At 40.5% G+C, this 24,266-nt stretch carries 19 protein-coding genes and 1 pseudogene; 11 read left to right on the top strand and 9 right to left on the bottom strand.

Going from position 1 to position 24,266, the window contains the following annotated elements; all coding sequences use genetic code 11:
* Positions 1-59 precede the first annotated feature (59 nt).
* Both metL and metB read right to left on the bottom strand, forming a co-directional pair.
* Positions 60-2,405 (bottom strand): annotated as a pseudogene (metL, locus tag ATS72_RS13185) (bifunctional aspartate kinase/homoserine dehydrogenase II).
* A 5-nt stretch (positions 2,406-2,410) separates the two neighbouring features.
* On the bottom strand, positions 2,411-3,640 hold the full coding sequence (metB, locus tag ATS72_RS13180) for a cystathionine gamma-synthase (protein ID WP_058428246.1): 1,230 nt from the start codon (positions 3,638-3,640) through the stop codon (positions 2,411-2,413).
* A gap of 199 nt (positions 3,641-3,839) precedes the next feature.
* Between metB and metJ the strand changes: the two genes are divergently transcribed.
* Positions 3,840-4,160 (top strand): met regulon transcriptional regulator MetJ, encoded by a 321-nt coding sequence (gene metJ / locus ATS72_RS13175; RefSeq protein ID WP_006793094.1) that lies wholly within the window; start codon positions 3,840-3,842, stop codon positions 4,158-4,160.
* A 69-nt stretch (positions 4,161-4,229) separates the two neighbouring features.
* Here metJ and ATS72_RS13170 read toward each other — a convergent pair whose 3' ends face one another.
* Both ATS72_RS13170 and rpmE read right to left on the bottom strand, forming a co-directional pair.
* Complete coding sequence (locus ATS72_RS13170) at positions 4,230-5,471, bottom strand: malic enzyme-like NAD(P)-binding protein (RefSeq protein WP_006793093.1); 1,242 nt, start codon at positions 5,469-5,471, stop codon at positions 4,230-4,232.
* A gap of 619 nt (positions 5,472-6,090) precedes the next feature.
* Entirely contained in the window at positions 6,091-6,306 is a 216-nt protein-coding gene (rpmE, locus tag ATS72_RS13165; protein ID WP_006793092.1) for a 50S ribosomal protein L31, read from the bottom strand.
* A 231-nt stretch (positions 6,307-6,537) separates the two neighbouring features.
* Between rpmE and priA the strand changes: the two genes are divergently transcribed.
* From priA to ATS72_RS13140, 5 genes are all read left to right on the top strand, one after another.
* Positions 6,538-8,724, top strand: a complete 2,187-nt coding sequence (gene priA, locus ATS72_RS13160) for a primosomal protein N' (RefSeq protein WP_058428245.1) — start codon at positions 6,538-6,540, stop codon at positions 8,722-8,724.
* Positions 8,725-8,744: 20 nt separating this feature from the next.
* Complete coding sequence (locus ATS72_RS13155; protein ID WP_006793090.1) at positions 8,745-9,272, top strand: SPOR domain-containing protein; 528 nt, start codon at positions 8,745-8,747, stop codon at positions 9,270-9,272.
* Positions 9,273-9,351: 79 nt separating this feature from the next.
* Positions 9,352-9,870, top strand: coding sequence for an ATP-dependent protease subunit HslV (gene hslV, locus ATS72_RS13150; RefSeq protein ID WP_058403860.1), 519 nt, complete (start codon positions 9,352-9,354; stop codon positions 9,868-9,870).
* Between the two features lie 11 nt (positions 9,871-9,881).
* Entirely contained in the window at positions 9,882-11,210 is a 1,329-nt protein-coding gene (gene hslU / locus ATS72_RS13145) for an HslU--HslV peptidase ATPase subunit (protein ID WP_006793088.1), read from the top strand.
* Between the two features lie 65 nt (positions 11,211-11,275).
* Positions 11,276-11,650, top strand: a complete 375-nt coding sequence (locus ATS72_RS13140; RefSeq protein WP_058428244.1) for a gamma-butyrobetaine hydroxylase-like domain-containing protein — start codon at positions 11,276-11,278, stop codon at positions 11,648-11,650.
* A gap of 23 nt (positions 11,651-11,673) precedes the next feature.
* On the opposite strand, the gene ATS72_RS13135 is transcribed toward ATS72_RS13140, so the two are convergent.
* From ATS72_RS13135 to ATS72_RS13125, 3 genes are all read right to left on the bottom strand, one after another.
* Entirely contained in the window at positions 11,674-13,554 is a 1,881-nt protein-coding gene (locus ATS72_RS13135) for a methyl-accepting chemotaxis protein (RefSeq protein ID WP_058428243.1), read from the bottom strand.
* Between the two features lie 108 nt (positions 13,555-13,662).
* Positions 13,663-14,694: an MJ1255/VC2487 family glycosyltransferase gene (locus ATS72_RS13130; protein ID WP_006793085.1), complete on the bottom strand. Its 1,032-nt coding sequence runs from the start codon at positions 14,692-14,694 to the stop codon at positions 13,663-13,665.
* Entirely contained in the window at positions 14,691-15,230 is a 540-nt protein-coding gene (locus ATS72_RS13125) for a phosphatase PAP2 family protein (protein ID WP_006793084.1), read from the bottom strand. The genes ATS72_RS13130 and ATS72_RS13125 overlap by 4 nt, the downstream gene beginning before the upstream one ends.
* Positions 15,231-15,435: 205 nt before the next feature.
* Here ATS72_RS13125 and rraA point away from each other — a divergent pair, with 205 nt between their 5' ends.
* Together rraA and ATS72_RS13115 are read left to right on the top strand one after the other, a co-directional pair.
* The gene (rraA, locus tag ATS72_RS13120) at positions 15,436-15,933 is read left to right on the top strand and encodes a ribonuclease E activity regulator RraA (RefSeq protein WP_058428242.1); all 498 of its coding nucleotides are present in this window, start codon (positions 15,436-15,438) and stop codon (positions 15,931-15,933) included.
* Position 15,934: 1 nt separating this feature from the next.
* The gene (locus ATS72_RS13115; RefSeq protein WP_058428241.1) at positions 15,935-16,996 is read left to right on the top strand and encodes a formimidoylglutamase; all 1,062 of its coding nucleotides are present in this window, start codon (positions 15,935-15,937) and stop codon (positions 16,994-16,996) included.
* Between the two features lie 125 nt (positions 16,997-17,121).
* On the opposite strand, the gene ATS72_RS13110 is transcribed toward ATS72_RS13115, so the two are convergent.
* Together ATS72_RS13110 and hutI are read right to left on the bottom strand one after the other, a co-directional pair.
* Positions 17,122-18,783, bottom strand: a complete 1,662-nt coding sequence (locus ATS72_RS13110) for an EAL domain-containing protein (RefSeq protein ID WP_058429132.1) — start codon at positions 18,781-18,783, stop codon at positions 17,122-17,124.
* A 124-nt stretch (positions 18,784-18,907) separates the two neighbouring features.
* Positions 18,908-20,155, bottom strand: a complete 1,248-nt coding sequence (hutI, locus tag ATS72_RS13105; RefSeq protein WP_058428240.1) for an imidazolonepropionase — start codon at positions 20,153-20,155, stop codon at positions 18,908-18,910.
* A 120-nt stretch (positions 20,156-20,275) separates the two neighbouring features.
* Between hutI and hutC the strand changes: the two genes are divergently transcribed.
* From hutC to hutH, 3 genes are all read left to right on the top strand, one after another.
* A complete protein-coding gene (gene hutC / locus ATS72_RS13100) occupies positions 20,276-20,983 on the top strand; it encodes a histidine utilization repressor (protein ID WP_039036251.1) in 708 nt (235 codons plus the stop codon).
* Between the two features lie 70 nt (positions 20,984-21,053).
* Positions 21,054-22,727: a urocanate hydratase gene (gene hutU, locus ATS72_RS13095; RefSeq protein ID WP_058428239.1), complete on the top strand. Its 1,674-nt coding sequence runs from the start codon at positions 21,054-21,056 to the stop codon at positions 22,725-22,727.
* 2 nt (positions 22,728-22,729) lie between these two features.
* A complete protein-coding gene (gene hutH, locus ATS72_RS13090) occupies positions 22,730-24,262 on the top strand; it encodes a histidine ammonia-lyase (protein ID WP_058428238.1) in 1,533 nt (510 codons plus the stop codon).
* Positions 24,263-24,266 lie beyond the last annotated feature (4 nt).

Genomic DNA, 24,266 nt, shown 5'->3' with positions numbered 1-24,266 from the left:
GTTTAGCCCCGCAAAATGATTAGGTATTATTGCGGATTGATACAAGGCCCTTGTAACCTTTATTTTATATTTTGTACCAGCCAATATAAGTCAGAATGAATACCCGCCGCGGTTACTTCCTTACCCGCACCAGGTCCTTGAATCACAAGAGCGTTAGCGCTATACCACTTACTATTAATGACAAAAATATTATCGCCAGGTGTTAAATTAGCTAACGCATCACCAATAGGAGTATAAGTAATACCTACTTGAGCGGTTACTTTGTTTTCCGTAATTTCAAGTAAACCCGTGTAACGAAGTACGGAACTTTGTGCTTTGGCATTTGCAGCATGAGCGTCAATAAAGTCATTGAGGGTGGATTCATTAGCCAAAAAGTCGTCCCAACTTCCTATAGCAAGCGTTTCGGGCATGAGTGCTGATAAGCTTATATCATCAAGGTCGAGTTCTAAACCAAGCTCTCTGGCAAGTATAAGCAGTTTACGCTGCATATCACGCCCTGATAAATCTTCACGCGGATCGGGCTCTGTGAACCCCATCTTTTGTGCTTCAAGCACCAGATCAGAAAATGGTATTGTTCCGTCAAACTTACTGCATAACCACGATAACGTGCCTGAAAAAACACCTTCAATACGAGTGATTTTGTCACCACTGTTTTGCAAATCTGCCAATGCAAAGTTAACAGGTAAGCCTGCACCTACGCTTGTGTTGTAGCGCCAATGCAAATTTCGCTCACTAATACTCGTACGCAAAGCTTTATACCATGCTGTATCAGCAGTTCCAGCGTATTTGTTAGCACTGATCAAGTGGCAATCTAATGCAACAAACTCCGGGTATAACTGGCTAAATGCCTCGCTTGCGGTAATATCAACAACCACTTTATGCTCATAATCAAGTTCACTAATTATGTTTAGTAATGTTTGGTTATTATAAGCTTTGCTTTCTGAGAGAAAATGCTTTTTCCAATCAGCAATGTTTATACCACTGGGGTTAAAAAGTAACGTTTCAGAGCGTATTAACCCAACCAATTTAATTGTAAAGTCATCAGAGAAACGCTCGAATTGAGCTGACAACTGCTCTATAAATACCTCTCCCACATTTCCAAGGCCCGCGATTATTAAAGCAACTTCTTGGCCTTTATTAATAAGCTTATCGTGTAAAACACTGAGTATATCGCTATCTATAACCTGATCCGTTAATAGTAAAATGTATCCACTGTCTTGGTGAGTAAAGCGGGGCTCGATGGCATGAGCATTTAACGTATCAATAGCCAATACATTCAATTTTGAAATATCATTAACAGGCGCAACAACCGCACAGCCATTTAAGCTCGACTCGCTAATGTTTGCTCTACCCTCAAAATAACTAACAACTTTATATGTTGAAGCAGAGGGGACAACTAAATAAGTTTCACCATTTTGACTAAAGTGATGAATGCTGTGTTGAATAAGCTGGCTAACATCTGCGACTTCGCCTTCGGCCAGCTTTTCAACTGTTAATAAATCGATGTTGTTTAACGTGGTAATAAAACGCTTTTGTTTTACATTTCCTTCTTTAACTATATCTGTAGGCGTTGCTTGCACATCAAAACTACTACGAACAGATAGTTTTATATCGCTGCTTCTTAAAGGAGAAAGCGTTTTAGCGTGTAAAACAGGATTACCTAATCGCGCTAATAGGTTAGCTTGACCTCTACATACTTTATTGTATTTAACCGCTTTACTAACTTTGCGAGGGTCTGTGCTGTATACACCTTGTGTATCAGTCCAAATACACACCTGCTTAGCATGGCAGTAATTAGCGAGTAAGGTTGCACTATAGTCACTCCCATTGCGACCAAGTGTAACCGTGTCACCCAACGTATTTGATGCAATAAAGCCTGTGACAACATTAATGTAGTCTGGGGTTATAAACTTCGCACATTGCTGCGCATTTTGGGTATGTAACAATTGCCCATTATTTAATGTAAAAAGTGTTCGAGCATCAAGGTCACAAGCATTAATATTTAATTGCGTAAGGTAAAGCGCCAATAAGCGTGCAGATCAGACCTCACCATAAGCAAGTAAGGGAGCCTCTTCCAAGCCTTGGTTTTTTATCAATTCACTAATCGCTGTTAGTTCACTATGCAAACGCGTTAAAGCAGTTCGCTTAAGATCTGCATGGAGTAACTGTGTGATTAAATCAGTTTGATGATTATTTAATTGCAGCAATATATCAGCAACGACATGCGTATCTTGTTGCTGATAGCTTTGCCATAACTTCACCAAAGTATCGGTTGTTTTTCCCGCCGCAGATACAACAACACAATCGCCCGGCTGAGTATGCTCTAAAATAATACTCGCAACCCGCTCATACCGCTGAGCCGAACTAAGGCTTGAACCACCAAATTTATGTACTGTTTGTGTCATATTGTTCACCAAAGCGCTGGATGAGCGGCACTTAATTTAATGTCACCGCCTGCTCCTTTGTTTAAATTTACTTTACTGCCTGGCTTTACAAGCTGAAACACGCGCTCTAAATCAGCTAATAAGTCGTTTATATCTTCTATACCTACTGAAACTCGAATAAGTGTATCGCCCACTCCCGCTTCAAGACGAGCTTTAGGCTCCATGCCAGCATGGGTCATGGTTGCAGGATGGCATATTAGGCTCTCTACTCCGCCCAAAGACTCTGCCAAGCTAAAGTCACGTAAGCTGGTTAAAAACGCCGCAGCATCGTTTATGTCACCTTTAATATTAAAACTCACCATGCCACCAAAGCCTAGTTGCTGCGCTTTGGCTAATTCATGCTGCGGGTGTGATTCAAGACCAGGGTAATAAACTTGGCGAACAAATTCCGACTTTTCTAGGTATTTAGCAATCGCTAATGCGTTTTCTTGATGCTGCTTTAAACGCACATTTAGTGTTCGCAACCCACGCAATGTTAAATAACTATCAAATGGCGCACCTGTAATACCTATATTATTTGCCCACCATGCCAGTTCATCGCCCAGCTCTTGTGAAGCGGCAATCACCGCACCGCCCACTACATCTGAATGACCATTAATGTACTTGGTGGTGGAATGTACAACTATATCAACACCAAATTTAATAGGGTTTTGTAATGCTGGTGATAAAAATGTGTTATCGGCAGCGACTAAAGCACCGCACTGTTTAGCAACATCGGTTATTGCTTTAATATCAGTTAAGCGTAGTAATGGGTTACTTGGTGTTTCTATCCAAATTAGCTTAGGCTTAATTGCTAAAATTTTATCTAAACTTTGTGCTTGTGTTAAATCTAAAACTTCTAGCTTGAGCAAACCGCGCTTTTGCAGTGAAGTAAATAAACGATAGCTTCCGCCGTAACAATCATGTGGGATCACTAACGTATCGTCATGATTCAGGATTTGCGTAGCCAAATGAACGGCAGACATACCCGTGGCAGTAATAATACCGCGTGCGCCACCTTCAAGCTCAGCCAAGGTTTCGGCTAAAATATCACGATTGGGGTTACCACTTCGCCCGTAATCGTATTGACGCTTTGTATCAAAGTCGGCAAACGAATAGGTGGTTGATAAGTAAATAGGTGCGACAACTGCGCCATGATGTTTGTCTGCTTCAACACCACTTCTTACTGCAATGGTTGCTTTATTTTTTTCGCTCATATTCGTCACCTATTTAGTTTGGATGTTTAGACGTCTAAAAGAGTAATTTATCTTATTAAAGATGTCAAAACATTTAAAGCTCTAGATGGCTAAGAAACTAGTATTTGACTATCTTTTTTAAATCGATAGAATTTCACGCATATTCATATGTATTGTAGTGCATATGAGCAATTATTAATCTGAGGCGACGATACATCTTATGGCTAAATGGAATGGTGAGTATATTCACCCATACGCAGAACACGGGAAAAAATCAGAACAAGTAAAAAAAATTACCGTTTCAATCCCACTAAATGTATTAAAGGTATTAACGGACGAACGCACGCGTCGTCAAATTAATAACCTACGTCATGCAACAAATAGTGAATTACTTTGTGAAGCATTTTTACATGCATTTACCGGTCAACCTTTGCCTAACGACGACGACTTACGTAAGGATAACGCCGAAAAAGTACCTGAGGAAGTGAAAAAAATAATGCAAGAAATGGGGCTAGAAGTGCCTGTTTTAAACGAAGACTAAACGTAATTTAGACACAAAAAAAACCTCAATTAATTGAGGTTTTTTTGTGTCTAAATTACGACTTAGTCGTTATTCCATATAGTTTTCTGGTAAATCAATTTGTGCAACACCTGACTCTACAGCAGCTATTGCAACCGCTTTTGCAATGCGTGGTAATAAACGAGGATCCATTGGTTTTGGAATAATATACTTATCACCAAACTCCAGCTTATCAACACCCGCAGCCGTCAGTACTTCAGCAGGTACAGGCTCTTTGGCAATACTTCTTATCGCTTCTACAGCTGCAATTTTCATTTCATCATTTATTGCACTGGCGCGTACATCAAGAGCACCGCGGAATATAAACGGAAAACACAGAACATTATTAACTTGGTTAGGGTAATCTGATCGACCCGTTGCCATAATTAGATCGTTTCGAGCAGAATGAGCCAGTGCAGGATCAATTTCTGGATCTGGGTTTGAACAAGCAAACACAACTGGTTTTTCTGCCATTAATTTTAAATCATCGGCAGCTAATAGATTAGGCCCCGATACACCAACAAATACATCTGCATCTTCAATAACATCTTGCAACGTGCGCTTGTCTGTATTGTTAGCAAAAAGTTTTTTGTATTCATTTAAGTCATCACGACGAGTATGAATAACACCTTTACGGTCAAGCATATAAATGTGCTCGCGCAAAGCACCACACTTAATTAACAGCTCCATACAAGCAACCGCAGCAGCACCAGCACCCAAACACACAATAGTCGCATTTTCGATAGACTTGCCTTGCACCTCAAGCGCGTTCAACATACCCGCAGCAGTTACAATGGCTGTACCGTGCTGATCATCATGAAATATCGGAATACTGCAACGCTCAATCAATGCTTTTTCTATTTCAAAACACTCTGGCGCCTTAATATCTTCAAGGTTAATTCCGCCAAACGTGTCGGCAATATTAGCAACTGTATTAATAAAGTCTTCAGTAGTGCGGTGTTTCACTTCGATATCAATAGAATCAAGGCCAGCAAATCGCTTAAACAGTAACGCCTTACCTTCCATTACAGGTTTTGAAGCAAGTGGGCCTAAATTACCTAAGCCTAGAATTGCAGTACCATTAGTGATAACCGCAACCATATTCCCTTTACCTGTGTATTTATAAGCGTTTGCAGGGTCTGCAGCGATTTCACGTACGGGCTCTGCAACTCCTGGGCTATATGCTAATGCGAGATCTTTTACCGTTTCAGCAGGCTTTGTTAGTTCAATGCTAATTTTTCCTGGAACGGGGTGCGAATGATAGTGTAGTGCTTGTTCACGAAAGTCTGACATAACGCGATTGTATCCTGCAATTAAAGTAAAAGTGAGAGGTGAAGTTTAGGCTACGATACCCTTATTATTTTTAAATTCCAAGCAATATCAGGTCTATCCTGTTATATGCTAGTTCGATTAATTTTAAGAGGTTTTTCAATAACTTTTGTAAATTATATCGACACTTTATAAATAAAAATTCATCCAATAACGGATTCTAAAGGCACATTTGTTCTTTCATTATTTTTTATAAAACATCTTAATAAAGTACTATAAAAATAAGCAAAAATAGGCTTATTCACATACTTTAAAAACATATAACTTCACGTTAGCTACATTTAACTACTTAGTTAAAAATGAACTAATTAAAAATATAGAGAATAATTTGCGGTTTGTCTGTAAAGGTTTATGCATATTCAGAATAAGAACAGGAAATAGTTATGCATAGCAGGGAAATATGAAAATCGAGCAATAAGCTAAATAATTTGTTATTTAGTTGTCCTATATTAAAAAATATTGACGCCGTTCGTGTAACACTTAATTTTTTAAATCGAAACGTTATTACTATTAAATTGGTATAACTAAATTAAAAGCATAAAAAAAGCACCCTAAGGTGCTTAATTTAACAAGACAGCAAAAATTACTTCTTGCTACCAAGTGCACCGAAACGCTTGTTGAAACGATCAACACGTCCGCCAGTGTCTAAAACTTTTTGCTTACCAGTGTAAAAAGGGTGACACGCTGAACATACGTCAAGGTGAATGTCTTTACATAGAGTAGAGCTTGTTTCGAATTTATTGCCGCATGAACAAGTTGCAGAAATTACTTCGTACTTAGGGTGAATACCTTCTTTCATAGAAACCTCTAGTTAAGGCCGCATCGCTCTCCAAACCCGAAGTCTGGCACCATACGTCGTTAAAACAAATTTGTTGGTCGCGGATTTTATCCAACTACCATCAAACACACAAGCTATTATTAACTGTTTTGCTAAAAAAGTAGGCAGACACTTAAGCAAGCAATATTTGCTAGTAGGTTTTTAACGTTATTTTTAGTACATTACATCATTAATTTTATGAGTTGAGTTGCTATGTGTTTTGCTGAAGTCGCTATAAAAGTCCCCTTACCGCGCACCTTTGATTATAAAGTAGATAAGCAACTCGATGGCATGGCATCACCACTTAAACCGGGTATGCGTGTGTTGGTGCCTTTTGGTAACCAAAAAAAAGTCGCCGTTGTTTTAGCTATTAAAAGCAAGACCGACGTCCCCGAAAACAAAATAAAATCCATCATCGAAGTAGTTGATGACGCGCCTATTTTATCATCTGAGCACATTGCGCTTTTGAGTTTTACATCTCGCTATTACTGCTACCCACTCGGCGAAACAATTCATATAGCGCTACCAAGTGCGCTGCGCCAAGGTGAGTCACCGGATAAAACCAGTATCAATATGGTTATGCTGACAGAAAAAGGATCAAAACTTCCGTCACTCAAAGCAAAAACTCAACTTAACTTATTAAAGCAACTTGCACAGTCAGGTAAATCATCATTAACCGAGCTTAAAGCACTCGGCTTTAGTAAAAAGACTATCGATAGCCTTATTGCAAAAGCGCTTGTTACACAAACCATAGAACATGATAATCAGTGGCAAAGTACTGCACCAACAGTGGGTAGTAAGCCTACACTGAATAAAGAGCAAGCCGTAGCTTGCACTGCAATTAATCAAAGTAAAGGCTTTAACACGTTTTTATTAGAAGGGGTTACTGGTAGTGGTAAAACCGAAGTCTATCTTCAATGTCTTGAAGAAGTATTAAAGCGAGGTGAACAAGCCTTAGTACTTGTCCCCGAAATAGGCCTTACCCCTCAAACGGTAAACCGTTTTCGTCGCCGCTTTCCAGATACACCCATCATGTTATGGCATTCTGCACTTACCGATAACGAACGCCTACAAACATGGCGCTTTTGCGAAAAAGGGAGTTGCGCTATTGTAATAGGTACGCGCTCAAGTATTTTTTTACCCTTTTTAAAGCTCGGTATGATTGTAGTTGACGAGGAACATGACTCATCATTTAAACAACAAGATACCCTTCGTTACCATGCTCGAGATTTAGCAGCTTATCGTGCATTCCAGTATAAAATCCCACTTATACTCGGCAGTGCTACTCCAGCGCTCGAAACCTTGCATAAAGCCATTAATAATAAGTACCAACTATTAAGCCTGACTGAGCGCGCTCAAACCTCAACCGATAACCAATTTAAATTACTCGACATGAAAGGCCAGCCCGATCAGGCGGGTATTGCTCACGCAAGCCTTGCTACTATGCGCCAACATTTAAATCGTGGTAAACAGGTTATGGTGTTTTTAAATCGTCGTGGTTTTTCACCTACACTTATTTGCCATGAATGTGGTTGGTTAAGTGAATGTAACCGTTGCAGTACTAGTGCCACGTTCCATAAAGCGATTGGTCAAATGATTTGCCACCATTGTGGCGACCAACATCAAGTACCTCATCAATGCCCTGATTGCGGGAGCACGCAAATATTCCCTAATGGTAAAGGGACTGAACAAATAGAAGAGTTTTTAACAAACGAGTTTCCTGATACGCCGGTAACCCGTATTGATCGCGATTCAACTCGTCGTAAAGGCAGTTTAGAAAAAGCCCTAGACGAAATTAATTTAGGTGGAGCGCGCATATTAGTAGGTACGCAAATGCTTGCAAAAGGTCATCACTTTGCTGATGTAAGCCTTGTCATAATTTTAGACGTAGACAGCGGCCTATATTCCTGCGACTTCAGAGCAACGGAACATTTAGCGCAGTTAGTGACTCAAGTAGCAGGACGTGCTGGTCGCTCAGGAGAGCCTGGCCAGGTGTTATTACAAACACATTTCCCAGAACATCCTCTTTTACAAGATTTGGTCAATAATGGTTACCAAGATTTTGCACGCTTTGCGTTAAGCGAGCGTGATGACGCCGACTTACCGCCTATTACTAATATGGCCATAGTTAGAGCACAAGGGCTAAGTATTAAACTAGTCGTCGACTTTTTGACAGATTTGGTTCCAGTTAACGGGGTATCTGGTATACAATTGCTCGGTCCGATCCCTGCCCCATTAGAAAGAATTGCGGGTATGTATCGGTTTCAATTGCACATTCAAGCGCAAGATCGCCGCATATTACATCAGTATCTTGCGCAAATGGTTGATTATTTAAGCACCAGTAAACTTGCACAAAAAGTTCGCTGGAGTTTAGATGTAGACCCTATAGATATGATTTAGGTTAAGGCCAAAATAACGCTATGGCACAGCACGATTACATTAATAAAAAACCAAAAAATAGAAAAAACACCAAAAAAGAACCTGCTAAAAAGCCATTCCCTTATCTTTTGGTAATTGTTGCAGCTTTGCTTGTGGGCGGTTTTGCCTATGGATTATGGTTTATTAAAAATAATGCCGACCCCGAGCTTGTTGAAAAACAAACTAACCCAGCCGAAAAAGAAAAAATAGAAGTGGTCGTTCCTCGTGCGCCTGAATTTATAAAAGAAATCAGAAACCATGAAGTGCAAGTAGAAGTAAAAGAAATTGAACAAAAAGGTCCTTATGTTATGCAATGCGGCTCGTTCAGGACTCATGAACAGGCTGAATCGTTAAAAGCTAAAATAGCCTTTGCTGGTCTTATATCTGAAATAAGAGAAACCAAAGGCGAAACGGGTATTTGGTATAAAGTACGTTTAGGGCCTTATAAAACGAAGCGCCAAGCAGAAAGTGATAAAAATAAACTCAAGCGTGTCAAAGTCGTCGGCTGCGGAATTTGGGGCTGGACTTGAAAATAAACCATTCACCCATATAACCTCATCATAATCGTTTTTAACGAGTTGCCCCTGCAACTCGATGATGAGGAATAACATGACCACTATTGTAAGTGTACGCCGCGACGACAAAGTTGTAATTGGTGGCGACGGCCAAGTTTCATTGGGTAATACCGTAATGAAGGGCAACGCCCGTAAAGTTCGACGCCTTTATAATGGCAAAGTAATCGCAGGTTTTGCCGGCGGTACTGCTGATGCCTTCACCCTGTTCGAACGTTTTGAAAGCAAACTAGAAATGCATCAAGGTAATCTCACCAAAGCTGCTGTTGAAATGGCGAAAGATTGGCGTAGTGACCGTGCACTCAGAAAGTTAGAAGCCCTTTTAGCTGTAGCCGATGAAACTGCCTCTTTAATTATCACCGGTAACGGCGACGTCGTTCAGCCAGAAAATGACTTAATTGCCATTGGTAGTGGTGGTAACTTTGCCCAATCGGCCGCAACCGCGTTATTAGAAAACACCGATTTAAGCGCTCGTGAAATAGTAGAAAAAAGCCTAACTATTGCAGGTGATATCTGCGTATTTACTAACAACTTCCAAACTATTGAAGAATTATAATAGGAACCGCTATGTCTGCTATGACCCCAAGAGAGATTGTTCACGAGTTAGATCAACATATTATTGGCCAAGCTAACGCAAAAAAAGCCGTTGCTATTGCACTTCGTAACCGCTGGCGCCGTATGCAATTAAACGATGATTTGCGTGCAGAAGTAACGCCAAAAAATATTTTAATGATTGGTCCTACAGGTGTTGGTAAAACGGAAATTGCGCGCCGCTTAGCCAAACTTGCTAATGCCCCTTTTATTAAAGTAGAAGCAACCAAGTTCACCGAAGTGGGTTATGTTGGTAAGGAAGTTGAAACCATCATTCGCGACTTAGTTGAAGTGTCTATTAAAATGACACGTGAACAACAAACTAAAAAGTTTAAACACCGCGCAGAAGAAGCGGCCGAAGATCGTATTTTAGATGCACTTTTACCACCTGTTAAAGATCAATACGGTGAAACTCAGCGTGATGAAAACTCATCAACACGCCAAACATTCCGTAAAAAGCTTCGCGAAGGTCAACTAGACGATAAAGAGATTGAAATCGATTTAGCACAAGTACAACCAAACGTAGAAATTATGGCGCCTCCTGGTATGGAAGAAATGACCAACCAGCTACAGGGCATGTTTCAAAACATGGGTGGCGATAAGCGCACTAAGCGCAAGCTCAAAATTAAGGAAGCCTTTAAGTTACTAACCGAAGAAGAAGCGGGCAAACTAGTAAACCCAGAAGAGCTAAAAGAGCAGGCTATATTCGCTGTAGAGCAAAATGGTATTGTGTTTATCGATGAAATAGACAAAATTTGTAAGCGCGGAGATTCATCGGGTCCAGATGTTAGTCGAGAAGGTGTACAACGCGATTTACTTCCGCTTATTGAAGGTTCAACAGTAAATACTAAGCACGGTATGGTTAAAACTGACCACATGCTATTTATTGCTTCTGGTGCATTCCAAATGGCTAAACCATCAGACATGATCCCTGAACTACAAGGTCGCTTACCTATTCGCGTTGAGCTTGAAGCTCTTACTGCAAACGACTTCAAACGTATACTTACAGAGCCTCATGCTTCACTCACAGAGCAACAGCGCGAGCTACTTAAAACAGAGCAAGTTGATGTTCAGTACAGTGATGACGCTATTGAGCGTATTGCAAAAGCGGCATGGCAAGTTAACGAGAAAACCGAAAATATTGGTGCTCGTCGTCTTCATACCGTGATGGAAAAGCTAATGGAAGAGATTTCATACGATGCGTCTGAGCAAGCTGGGTCGTCGGTAGTTATTGATGCGGCTTATGTTGAAAAACATTTAGGTGCACTAGTTGAAGATGAAGATTTAAGCCGCTTTATTCTTTAATTGGTACTATAAGTAGTTATACTAAAAGCCTCCATATTGGGGGCTTTTTTAATGGGATACCAAACATGAAACACGTAACAAAAGTGCATTATCATAGCGTGAGCAAAAATTTAGATGTTTACTTTGACGATGATAGTAAAGCCGTATTTAGTTGTGAATTTTTACGTGTTCACTCTCCATCAGCAGAAGTACAAGGCCATGGCTCTGGCCCTATGAAGCTGGTTTTAAACAAGCAATCAGTCGGGATAAAAAAAATAGTCCCGGTTGGGCATTACGCACTGCGCCTAGATTTTGACGATGGCCATAATAGCGGATTATTTAGCTGGAACTATTTTGCTAAGCTTCAAGAACAGCAGACTAAGCTGTGGAATGAATATTTAGAACGTGTAAGCGAAAACACAAAAAATAAAGATAGTGTGCCAATAAAGTTTATTCCTTAAACCTTATTGGCTCTTTAATAAATTTAGACTTTAAATTTATCTATCGCAGCATATAGTACGCGACCTTGCTCAGATACCTCTTCACTAGTTTGCGCGTTACGCGATGCATGCTCTGATGCATCTTGTGCAATATCTCTAATACGTACCACGTTTTTATTAACCTCTGATGCAACTTGGCTTTGCTCATCAATAGCAACGGCAATTTGTGTACTCATTTCCATAATGGTTTGTACATCTTCAGTAATAGCACCCAACAACTCGCCCGCTTTAATTGCCTGGGATGCACTTTCATCACCTTGTGAGCGACATTGGTGCATAATGCTTACAACTTCCTGAGTACGTTGCTGTAGGGTATTAATAATCCCTTCTATTTCACTAGTAGACTCTTGCGTACGCTGGGCTAATGAGCGCACTTCATCAGCAACCACCGCAAAGCCGCGACCTTGCTCGCCAGCACGAGCTGCTTCAATTGCGGCATTAAGCGCAAGTAAATTAGTTTGTTCAGCAATACCACGAATAACATCAAGCACCGAGCCAATAGTTTCACCGTCTTTTTCTAGTTGAGACACCACATCAGATGCACTGCCTAAAGATCCAGACAATTCTCTGATATGGTTAACGGTTGATTCAACTTCGCTGCGGCCTTGTTGAGCACTCAAGTTTGTAGACTCCGCTTTTTTAGCCGCCGCTTCAGTGTTGTGTGAAATATCCTGAATAGTCGCTTGCATTTCTGTTGCTGCGGTAGCAACCATGTCAGCTTCGTGTAATTGCTCTTGCATACCTGAGCTTGTGGCTGCTGTGCTCTCAGATAAATGATCTGTTGCTACATTGAGAGTATTTAGTGCGCCATTAACCTCATAAATCAGGTTTTTAAAGTCACCTATTAAACTGTTAAAGTCAGTCGTCATGATAGTAATTTCATCTTTACCTGTTTGCTCTATCATTACGCTTAAGTCGTTATTGCGCCTAATGTCATTTATGCTGTGATAAACGCGTTCAATAGGCACAATAATAGAATGGCTAGTAAAATAAACCAATACTAAAACAATAACGCCTGCAATAACGAAAATAGTAATTGCCAAAAACTGTGCCTCACTTACGCTGTTTTTAACATGAGTTACTGTTTCCTCAACAATTTGGCTAACAACAGTGTCACTTTTTGACACGCTTTCTCGCATTTTACCAAGAGCTCCTGACTCTAAGTTTACCCCTAATTCAACTTGGGCTTTTACCAGCGCCTGAAAAGAACTTTGATAAGTAGCAATTAAACTATTGAGTTGTGATTTGGTGTTTGAGTCTATCGTTGAACGAGAAAGGCTTTGTTCAAGCTTAGTAATTGTGTCATCAAAACGGGGGAGATACTTGGTATCTAAACGCAGCATAAAATCTTTTTCAGCACGTCTTAATTGCAACATAAGTACTAGCAACTCATCGCTTTGCTGCTCGTTAAGCAAGGTTTCTACTTTATGCACTGCACTTCTTAGTTCACCATAAAGAGCATCTTTGGGATTTAAGCCTATTTTTCTTTGAAGAGAGACTACGTTATTAAAATCGCTATTATATTTAGCAACTAAGCTTTTTAATTGCGCTGCTTTTTGAGTATCAATATTTAAACTAGACATTAAAGCCTGTAATTCAGCTAACTTTGTATCCAGGACTGCATACTCTTTTTCGAACGACTCTAAAGAGCTCTCTGTTTTGTAAAACAAAAAGTTTTTTTCATGCTTTCTTAACTCTAATTGCTGAATATTCAGCTCTTTCGCTAGCTGTATAGTCTGATTTAATTTAAGATTTTCCTTTCCCTCAAAAATAGTTACACATAATAGAATAACCATTGCTAAACCAACTACCAAAGCATTAAGTTGCAATCGCCTCTTAATCGTTAAATTTTCTAAAAAACTCATTTCAAACACCTTTGGTTAATATGCAACCTTATTATAGACTAATGTCCTAATCTGCTTTTATTTTTTTTAGCTTTTTGCAAACTGGTCATACCTGAAAAATGTATGGCATTACAAATTAACACTGCCCCATAAACCTCTGTGTAGTAATTGAGTTTTATGCCACTGTTTTTGTAATAACCAATCTACAAGTGGTTCAGGGTCGCTAGGGTAATTAATTTGCCTGTTTTGAGGTGCATTATTCCAGTCATCTAATGCTTGTGGATTTAAGTAATTCATTACATGAGCCATTCCCATAGTGAGTAATGTTTGTGCATTTTCACTTTGTTCAAACTGGCCATCTAACGGCTTTAGTAATAACTTTTTACCCAACTTTAATGCCTCACTGGCAAGTTCAAACCCAGCATTACCAATCACACCGCTTGTATTGGCTAAATCATTTAAAAAGTCAGATCTTGAAGGCGAGCGTAAGTGTATATTACCCAGCGATCTATTTTGCGCATCGGGGTGATAACAATAAAACTCTTTTTCGGGAAAGTCCTTTAGGTAGTCAATAATGCTAGCAAGGTTTTCAAAGGGCAAGTACACCAACACTTTGTTAATAATCGCAACAGGATTACTGTGTTCATGATGTGCAATAAAGGGTGGAATAATGTTTTCAGCAAATGGCTGCCAATGAACCCCCAAATACGTATCAGCAGGTGCATAATATTTTATTAACGATTTACGTAAAATACCTCGGCTAAACATAGGAACACTGTTAGATAAAAACGCCGCCTGGTGACTGATACCAACCACAGGAACACCCGCTCGTTTAGCTGCCCATGCAGTAATTGGCTCAAAGTCATTAAGCACAAAGTCATACTGCTTTACATCGAACGATTTAATATCTTTTACTAACTTACAAATACGCGCATTTTTAACGGTTTGAAGGCTTTTTACTTGCCCATTTTTAGTATTAAACGACAGCCCTCTAAAGCTTTTATAGTTCGCAAAGTCGTGCATATCAAAGTAATCTTTATTTGCACGTCCTGAAAAAACATAATCAACGTCAATGTTTAGTTTTTTAAAGCAGCTAGCCATAACACGGGCCCGTGTTATATGGCCATTCCCAGTACCTTGAATACCGTATAATATTTTCATGCTGGCACCACTAGTGCCAATGCAAATAACCCACATGAACTACCTATCAGTGCACCAATAATAATATCAGCAGGATAATGGACCCCCAATACCACTCTCGATATTGCCACACCACCAGCCCAGCCTAAAAATAGCCATACATACTGAGGGAAAAAGTGACACAAAATAATAGCAACTAAAAAAGCGGCAGCACTGTGACCTGACGGTAAGCTAAACTTGTCACTCGGTACTATATAGGCATTGGTTACTAAACAATCGCATGGCCTTATTCGTGCAAAATACTTTTTAGCTAAAAAGTAAATGGGCCGCTCAATAATAAAGCCAAGCATTATTGCGATTGGTAATAGCTGGTGCAGCTCGTTTTTACTAAGCCACCACACACCTGCACATATAACTAAATACAATCCGCCGTCACCACTTTTAGATAATCCAAACGCCATTTTTTTTAGCCACTTAGGTGAGTTACAGTTAAACAAAGTTAAAAATAATCGCTCGTCAAACTGAGCTACTTTTTTAAGTATATTATTATTACCCATTGCTTATTCCTCATCGCATAATATATGAACACTGATTTAGCTTAGGTGTTGTAAATAACAATTGAGTGACGCTTTTAAGACACTATTGTTGCCATTCTTGATTTACTCCTTGTTTTGCTTAAATTTACTACGATTAAGTCGTTGTTATTGGTTATAAGGCAGGTATACTGAGTTATAAATTAATGTACCTTTTGAGGATAAAATAATGGATTACAGCACTTCTGATTTATGTGACCACTTTGCTGACGTGGTTGACGTGCTAGAGCCAATGTTCATCAACTTTGGTGGTCGACACAGTTTTGGTGGCCGCATTAAAACGGTTAAATGTTTTGAAAATAATGAACTGATCCGCGAAATACTATCTCAAGACGGTACAGGACAAGTGCTATTAATTGACGGTGGTGGCTCTACTCGCCGTGCACTTATTGATATTGAACTTGCTGAACTAGCGTTTGAAAACAATTGGAGTGGCATTGTTGTTTACGGAGCTGTCCGCCATGTGGATGAGCTAGAAGAGCTTGATGTAGGTATTCAAGCCATAGCATCAATCCCTGTGGCTGCCGACAGCGAAGGCGCTGGCGAAAATGGCATTGGTGTTAACTTTGCTGGTGTGTCGTTTTTCGATGACGACTTCATCTATGCCGATAGCACGGGTATTGTGCTATCTGCTGAAGAACTTGAGTTGGAAGTTGTAGAAGTATAACGTGATCCCTCAGTTAAAAGTATATGATGAAAGCGCGGTTAAAGCTTTATGCTCTACCCGCGCAAACGAAAAAAAAGCATGGCAAGCCATGTCTTTACTCGACACTCACGTAGATGTTCAACAAGCCCTTGTTGATGCCGCTGAGTTTGGTATGCGCTATGTGCTTTTAGGCATATGTGAAGACATTGGCCCTAAAGCCAATTTAGGCAATAGCGGGGCAAGTGAAGCTTGGCCTGCTTTTTTATCTAAATTTTTAAACCAACCCCATAATCAATTTATTGCCACTCAAAAAGTGTTGTTACTTGGCGAAGTCCACGTTGATGACCTAATGGCGCAAAGTAACCAATTAAACAACAAAAGCCCTGAACAACTTCAGCAATTACGTTTGCTATGCCAACAGTTAGATGAGCGCGTAGAAAGTGTATTAAATCTAATATTTAAAGCGGGTCTTGAACCAATTGTGATTGGTGGCGGGCATAATAACTGCTTAGGGATTATTCGTGCACTTAGTGGTTCACAGCATACACCAGTCAATGCAATAAACTTTGACCCTCATGCTGACTTTAGAGAATGCGAAGGGCGCCACAGTGGCAATGGGTTTCGATATGCTTATAACGAGAAGCTACTCAATAATTACCATGTTATTGGCCTACATGAACAGAAAAATAACCAAGCAATTATTGATGCCATGACGCAGGCAAACTTCACGTTTGATAGCTACCAGTCACTCAAAGTAAAACGCGACATAACGCTTACTCAGTCTATTGATAAGGCTATTAACGGTTTTGATTCATTACCCCTAGGCATTGAAGTAGATCTAGACAGTATTACATTTATGCCTGTAAGTGCCTATACGTGCTGTGGGTTTAGTGTCAGCGACACTGAACATTTTATATATAAAGCAGCAAGTAACCGAAACGCTAAATACTTACACCTATGTGAGGCATCACCGAGCCAACACCCAAACGGACCTGAAATAGGTGCCACACATGTAGGACAAGTGATCAGTGCATTGGTAAATAGCTACTTACTGGCAAAAGAAAGCGAGTGCTCATTCAAATAAATTTGATCGTGATGTGGGGCTATAAATTAATAGATAATGTAACCTTAGCTGCATTACTCTCCTGTATTACAACCTTGAAACGTCAGTGAGGTAGCGCAAAAAGAAGCCCTTTGCGCTCACTCTAATTAACCTTGTGCTTGTTGCCACTCTTTTAACCAGCTCATTAAGCCTATGCTACTAAGCGGATGCCCAAAGTAATAACCTTGGGCAGCATAGGCATTTAAACTTTTAACAAATTTAAGTTGCTCAAGGGTTTCCACCCCTTCAAAAATGACTTTTGTTTTTTGCTGATTATGCATTTCAACCATACCGCCAACTAAACTGCGGATATTATTTTGGTTGCTAAAATCAGCCGTTAATGACGGCGCTACTTTTATATATTCTACCGCTAAGCTAGGTAACTTAGAAAGCAGTACAGGGTTATCACCTAAGCCATCAACACAAAGCTTTAAGCCAATATTGTTCAGCCTTGCGATCATCGCTCTACCTTTATCATCGAGCCCCGTAAATATATGTAATGGACACTCAACAATTAAATCCCCCATTTGTAAGTTGTGCTCTGTTATTACATTATCAACAAACTCAACAAACTCTTCATTAAGCATTTCTGGGCCAAATACGTTAATGCTTAGCGGTATAGCTATGCCTTCTATTCTAAGTGCCATAGCAAGTTCTGCAGCCCGTTCTATAACAAACTTAGCAAGTGGGTAACCAAGCCCTGCAATTCTAATATCATCAATAAAACGATTAGCAGATAAAATCCCTTGCTTAGGATGCTGCCAACGCAATAACAATTCCAAAAACTCAATTTGACCATTTTTATTACAAATAACCGGTTGAAAATACAACTCAAGCTCGCTTGCAAAGTCAATGTTAGCAAGTTCTTTTAAACGCGCTTGCTGTTCTAATTGCTCAATCATCATTTGCTGGTGATAAGGCACCACTTTTTGAGTAGGCTGGCTATCAAGGGCTAAGTAGGCATAGGAAATTAAATCGTCAAAGTTAGTATCTTGCTCGTTACAGGCAACATAGCTTGCTCTCGCTTTCACCTCAACCGTGCAATTGGCGACATTAAAAGGCTTAAGTGTTGCACCGAGTATGGTATCAATAATTTGTTCGTGTAAATGCTTGTGATTAGCTAAGCTGCAAATAAACGCAAAATTTAATCCACCTAAATGAGCAAGTTTTTCATTACCAACTAAAGTAATCACTTCTTCGCTTTCTAATTGTTCTTGTATTCTATTTGCTGATTGCGCTAATAAAATATCGCCAAAGCCACGCCCTATATGCTGATTAACTTGCTCAAAGCCTTCAAGTCGAATAATAATAAGCACGGCTTCAACTTGAGTATCATCACACCAAACATAGTAACCTTGACGTAACTCTTTTTTACTAGCAAATACTGAAAGGGGTGACTCTTCTACAAAGGCGTCGTCGACCTGCTTAGGCGCCATGCTAACTTTGGGCTCGTCACTTTCATCATTTAGTAACCCAACTACAGCGCACAGTAATATGGCTAGTACCACCCAAAATAACGGCACATCCAATAACAAATGTGCTGAAAACAACACCACAAATAGCAGTCCAGCGGCAGAGCTGGTAATAATCATACTCCAATTATTGCGCTCAAATGATTGCCATAAGTGAAAACAAAAACCAAAGGCCAATAAAATAGCTAACCATGCTTCACCGCTACTTAAAATAGCTAAACCTACAACACCTATGCATAAATAACTAAATTTAATGTTGGTATTTTTTACCGAAAATAAAGTGGTGATCATCGCCATTAAAAGCGCACCACTAAAAAAAATCGGAAAATTACTGTCGGTTAATATATTCAAGTTAACGGCACTCGTATTCGTAAAAAAACTTTAACAACAACATGTTAAATATGAACAAAAATAATACAAACTAATTAAGTTTACCCAAAATCCATAAATTTGACAGTTTATTTACGCCGAATTGGTAACTTAATTGCGATGGGTGGCTTATTTGCCAATGTGCAACGTCGGCTCTGGCTCCCACTTTTAACACTCCTCTATCATTTAATCCCAGAGCTTTAGCTGCGTTACTGGTAACACCTGCCAGTGCTTGCTCTGGTGTTAATCTAAAGAGTGTACATGCCATATTCATCATTAATTGCACCGAACACAGCGGTGAAGTACCTGGATTAAAGTCGCTCGCAATCGCAATTGGCACCTTATATTGATTAAGTAGCTCTATGGGGGGCTGTTTAGTTTCTCTTAAAAAATAAAATGCCCCCGGTAACAGCACAGCTACAGTGCCAGCCTTTGCCATGGCTTCTACACCTTGCTCATCAAGGTACTCTATATGATCTGCCGATAATCCATTAAATTCGGCCACCAGCGCAGCACCATGCTGATTAGATAACTGCTCTGCATGGCATTTTACTGGCAAATTATGTTTAGCCGCCGCCGCAAATACGCGCTTAGTTTGCTCATAACTAAACCCTACATTTTCGCAAAACACATCAACGGCGTCGGCAAGGCCACCTGCAACGACTTGCTCAAGCATCTCGTTGCACACCAAATCAATATATTCATCTGCACGGCCTTTGTATTCCTTAGGTAATGCATGAGCGCCTAAAAATGTTGTTTTTATATCAATAGGGTGATGCTCACCCAGTAGTCTTGCCACTTCTAATATTTTAATTTCGTTTTCGGTATCAAGCCCATAACCCGACTTAATTTCAACTGTTGTTACGCCTTCTTTTAACAGTGTATTGAGCCTGTCTTTGGCATCAACAAATAGTTGCTCTCTATCTGCAGCTCTGGTTGCTTTTACTGTACTTGCAATGCCTCCGCCTTGCGCTGCAATTTGTTCATAGCTTACGCCTTGTAATCGCTGCTCAAATTCTTGCGCACGAGAACCAGCAAATACCAAATGTGTATGGCAATCTATTAAACCAGGTGTTAGCCATTGCCCTTTTATGCTCAAAGTTGGCGTTGCAAAAGCGTCAAATGGCGGTAACGATGCTTGTTCACCTAACCATACAATTATTCCGTTTTTAATGGCTAACGCTGCATTTTTGATGATCCCATAAGGTGTATCTCTAGTAGGATCCATTGTGGCAATATTTGCATCGATTAAAAGTAAATCGATATTTTCTAAGTTATTATTTTGTTGAGTGTTTTGCATATTGCAGTCCATACATACCCTGACATGATTGAAATATAGTCTAACAACACATCTTGTATATACAAGAGGATTGTGTCATCTTATTTAATATAAATTACTCCTAATGCAGCTACCCAGTTAATGACAACACCTAAATTTGCGCAAATAAAACAATTTATTGTTGATAAAATTCGCAGCGGTTTGTGGCAAGAAAACCAACGCGTTCCCTCTGAAAACGAGCTAAGCACACAATTTAGCGTTAGCAGAATGACTGCTCGCCGCGCACTTAGCGAATTAACAGAAGCTGGAATACTTACGCGTAGCCAAGGCCTTGGAACATTTGTTGCTTCGTTTAAGTCGCAATCTTCATTACTTGAAATTAAAAATATTGCCGATGAAGTTAAAGAACGTAACGGCAACTACACCTGTAGCGTGCTTATACTTGAATCAATAAACGCGGTGGCCCCTATTGCTATCGCACTAGGAGTAGAAGTAGATAGCGTCGTGTACCGAAGCGTACTGGTTCATAACGAAAACGACAGCCCAATACAGCTTGAAGAACGCTTTGTAAACCCTGCGCTTGCTAGCGGCTATTTACAACAAGATTTTAGTGCAACGACTCCTCATGAGTATCTTTCAAGTGTTGCACCTCTCACCCAAGCTAGACACACAGTAGAAGCCATTATGCCCAACAACGAAATGTGCCAATGGTTAAACCTATATAACGAAGAGCCTTGCCTGCAAGTTATTCGCAGAACATGGTCAGTTAACGGTATTGTAAGTTTTGCACGACTTGTATCGCCTGGTAGCAAATACCGCTTGGGCGGACACTTAACGTTTAAAAAATAAGATAAACAAAATTGCGCATCATGCGCTTTTTTTGTGACAAATCACCTTGTATATACAACAGGAGCAACACATGACTAACCGACTCGACACAAGTCGCGTAATACGTGCACCACATGGCGATATGATAAGCGCAAAAAGCTGGCAAACTGAAGCGGCAAAACGCATGCTCATGAACAATTTAGACCCTGAGGTTGCAGAGCATCCTCACGCGTTAGTTGTTTATGGTGGTATTGGTAGAGCGGCACGTGATTGGCCAAGTTTTGATAAAATAATAGCAACCCTAGACCGATTAAATGATGACGAAACATTGCTTGTTCAGTCAGGTAAACCTGTTGGCGTATTTAAAACACACAGCAATGCTCCTCGCGTTTTAATTGCAAATTCAAACTTGGTACCCCACTGGGCTAACTGGGAGCACTTCAACGAGCTAGATAAAAAAGGTTTAATGATGTACGGCCAAATGACGGCTGGATCTTGGATTTATATTGGCTCTCAGGGCATTGTACAAGGCACATACGAAACATTTGTAGCTATGGCTAAACAACACTTTAATGGTCAAGCTAAAGGTAAATGGGTGTTAACAGGTGGCCTTGGTGGCATGGGCGGCGCGCAGCCACTGGCGGCAACTATGGCGGGCTTTTGCGCCTTAGTTGTTGAGTGTGACGAAAGCCGCATCGATTTTCGCATTAAAACTGGCTATGTTGATGTAAAAGCCACAAATCTTGAACATGCACTGCAGTTAATTACTGACGCATGCGTTAACGACAAAGCAATTTCGGTTGGCTTGCTGGGCAACGCTGCAGATATATTTAGCACACTTGTAAGCAGTGGCATTACACCCGATATAGTGACTGACCAAACATCAGCACACGACCCACTTAATGGTTACTTACCACAAGGTTGGACTATGGAGCACGCCGCAAAAATGCGTGAACAAAATCCAAAAGCGGTTGTAAAAGCAGCAAAACAATCAATGGCTGTACAAGTTAATGCCATGTTGGCCCTACAAAAAGCAGGCGCAGCAACCACTGACTACGGTAATAATATCCGCCAAATGGCATTTGAAGAAGGTGTTACAAACGCATTTGATTTCCCTGGCTTTGTTCCTGCTTATATCCGCCCATTATTTTGCCAAGGTATTGGCCCGTTTCGATGGGTCGCTTTATCGGGCGATCCAGAAGATATTTATAAAACAGATGCTAAAGTAAAAGAACTAATCCCTGATGATGCACATTTGCACAATTGGCTTGATATGGCGCGCGAACGCATTCAATTCCAAGGCCTACCGGCTCGTATATGCTGGGTGGGTTTAAAAGACAGAGCACGCTTAGCACTGGCATTTAATGAAATGGTAAAAAATGGGGAGCTTAAAGCACCTATTGTTATTGGTCGTGATCATCTTGATTCTGGCTCAGTAGCAAGCCCTAATCGTGAAACAGAAAGCATGAAAGATGGTTCAGATGCCGTCTCTGATTGGCCATTGCTTAATGCGTTGCTTAACACAGCAAGCGGCGCTACGTGGGTATCGCTTCACCATGGCGGTGGTGTAGGAATGGGCTTTAGCCAACACTCAGGTGTTGTTATTGTTGCCGATGGTACAGACGAAGCGAAAGAACGTGTTGGTCGCGTGCTTTGGAATGACCCCGCTACCGGTGTAATGCGCCATGCAGATGCCGGTTACGACATCGCAAAAAACTGTGCCAAAGAGCAAAACTTAGACTTACCAATGCTGAACGAGGAATAATCATGGTCGAATTAACTCTCACACCCGGCTCGCTTGATTTAAATAGTCTAAGAAAGATTAATGCATCAAGTGTACAAATAAACCTTGAAAAAAATGCCGAATCTCAAATCGCTGCCAGCGCACAAACCGTTCAAAATGTCATTAATGAGCAACGCACAGTGTATGGAATTAACACCGGGTTTGGCCTGCTTGCTAATACCAAAATTGCCGATGACGAGCTTGAGCTACTTCAGCGTTCAATTGTGCTTTCTCATGCCGCTGGCATTGGCGAGTACATGGACGACAGCACAGTAAGATTGATGATTACACTAAAAATCAACTCACTTTCTCGTGGCTTTTCTGGCATTCGCTTACAAGTCATCGAGTTCTTTATACAGTTGCTAAATAGTGAAGTTTACCCATGCGTTCCTAAAAAAGGCTCTGTTGGCGCTTCGGGTGACTTAGCTCCACTTGCACATATGTGCTTACCCTTGCTAAGCGAAGGCCAGATGCGCCATCAGGGTAAAATAATCAGTGCGGGTGAAGGTTTGAAAATAGCAGGGCTTGAACCGCTTACGCTTGCAGCAAAAGAAGGTTTAGCGCTGCTTAACGGTACTCAAGCGTCTACCGCTTTTGCATTACAGGGGTTATTTAGAGCAGAAGATTTATATGCGCAAAGCTGTGTAATAGGCTCTATAAGTATTGAAGCAGCAATGGGGAGCCGCGCTCCCTTTGACTCACGTATTCACGAAATTCGTGGGCAACGTGGTCAAATAGATACCGCACAAGTGTTTAGAGATTTGCTTGATACTCAATCACAAATTAGCGACTCACATGTAAACTGCGAAAAAGTACAAGACCCTTATTGTTTACGTTGCCAACCTCAAGTACTGGGTGCGTGTTTAACACAAATACGCCAAGCTGCTGATGTATTGCTGTGCGAATCAAATGGTGTAACCGATAACCCACTCGTATTTGCCGATGTGGGCGATATTATTTCTGGCGGAAACTTTCACGCTGAACCTGTCGCTATGGCCGCCGACAACCTCGCTGTTGCAATTGCTGAAATTGGCGCTTTAGCAGAGCGCAGAATTGCTCTACTTATTGATTCTAACTTATCAAAATTACCGCCCTTTTTAGTTGAAAACGGTGGCGTAAACTCTGGCTTTATGATTGCTCAAGTAACAGCAGCAGCATTGGCATCTGAAAATAAATCGCTTGCGCATCCCGCGTCTGTAGATAGCTTACCAACATCGGCCAACCAAGAAGATCACGTTTCAATGGCTACGTTTGCCGCGAGGCGGTTACAAGACATGGCAAATAATACACAAGGTGTTTTGGCTATAGAGTGGCTTGCATCAGTACAGGGCTTAGAATTTAGAAAACCGCTAAGCCCGTGTGAAAAAGTATTAAAGGCAAAAAATTTACTACGCGAATATGTGACCTACTACGATAAAGATCGCTATTTTGCACCCGATATAGAACAAACTAACACTCTATTGAGCGAAGGTAAATTGTGCGACTTTATTGACCACAACCCTCTCCCTTCTTATTAAAATA

The sequence above is a fragment of the Pseudoalteromonas sp. 13-15 genome (assembly GCF_001468205.2).
GTDB classification, from domain to species: Bacteria; Pseudomonadota; Gammaproteobacteria; order Enterobacterales; family Alteromonadaceae; genus Pseudoalteromonas; species Pseudoalteromonas marina.
The sequence above is the reverse complement of the archived record's forward strand: the minus strand, read 5'-3'. Positions and strand labels throughout refer to the sequence as shown.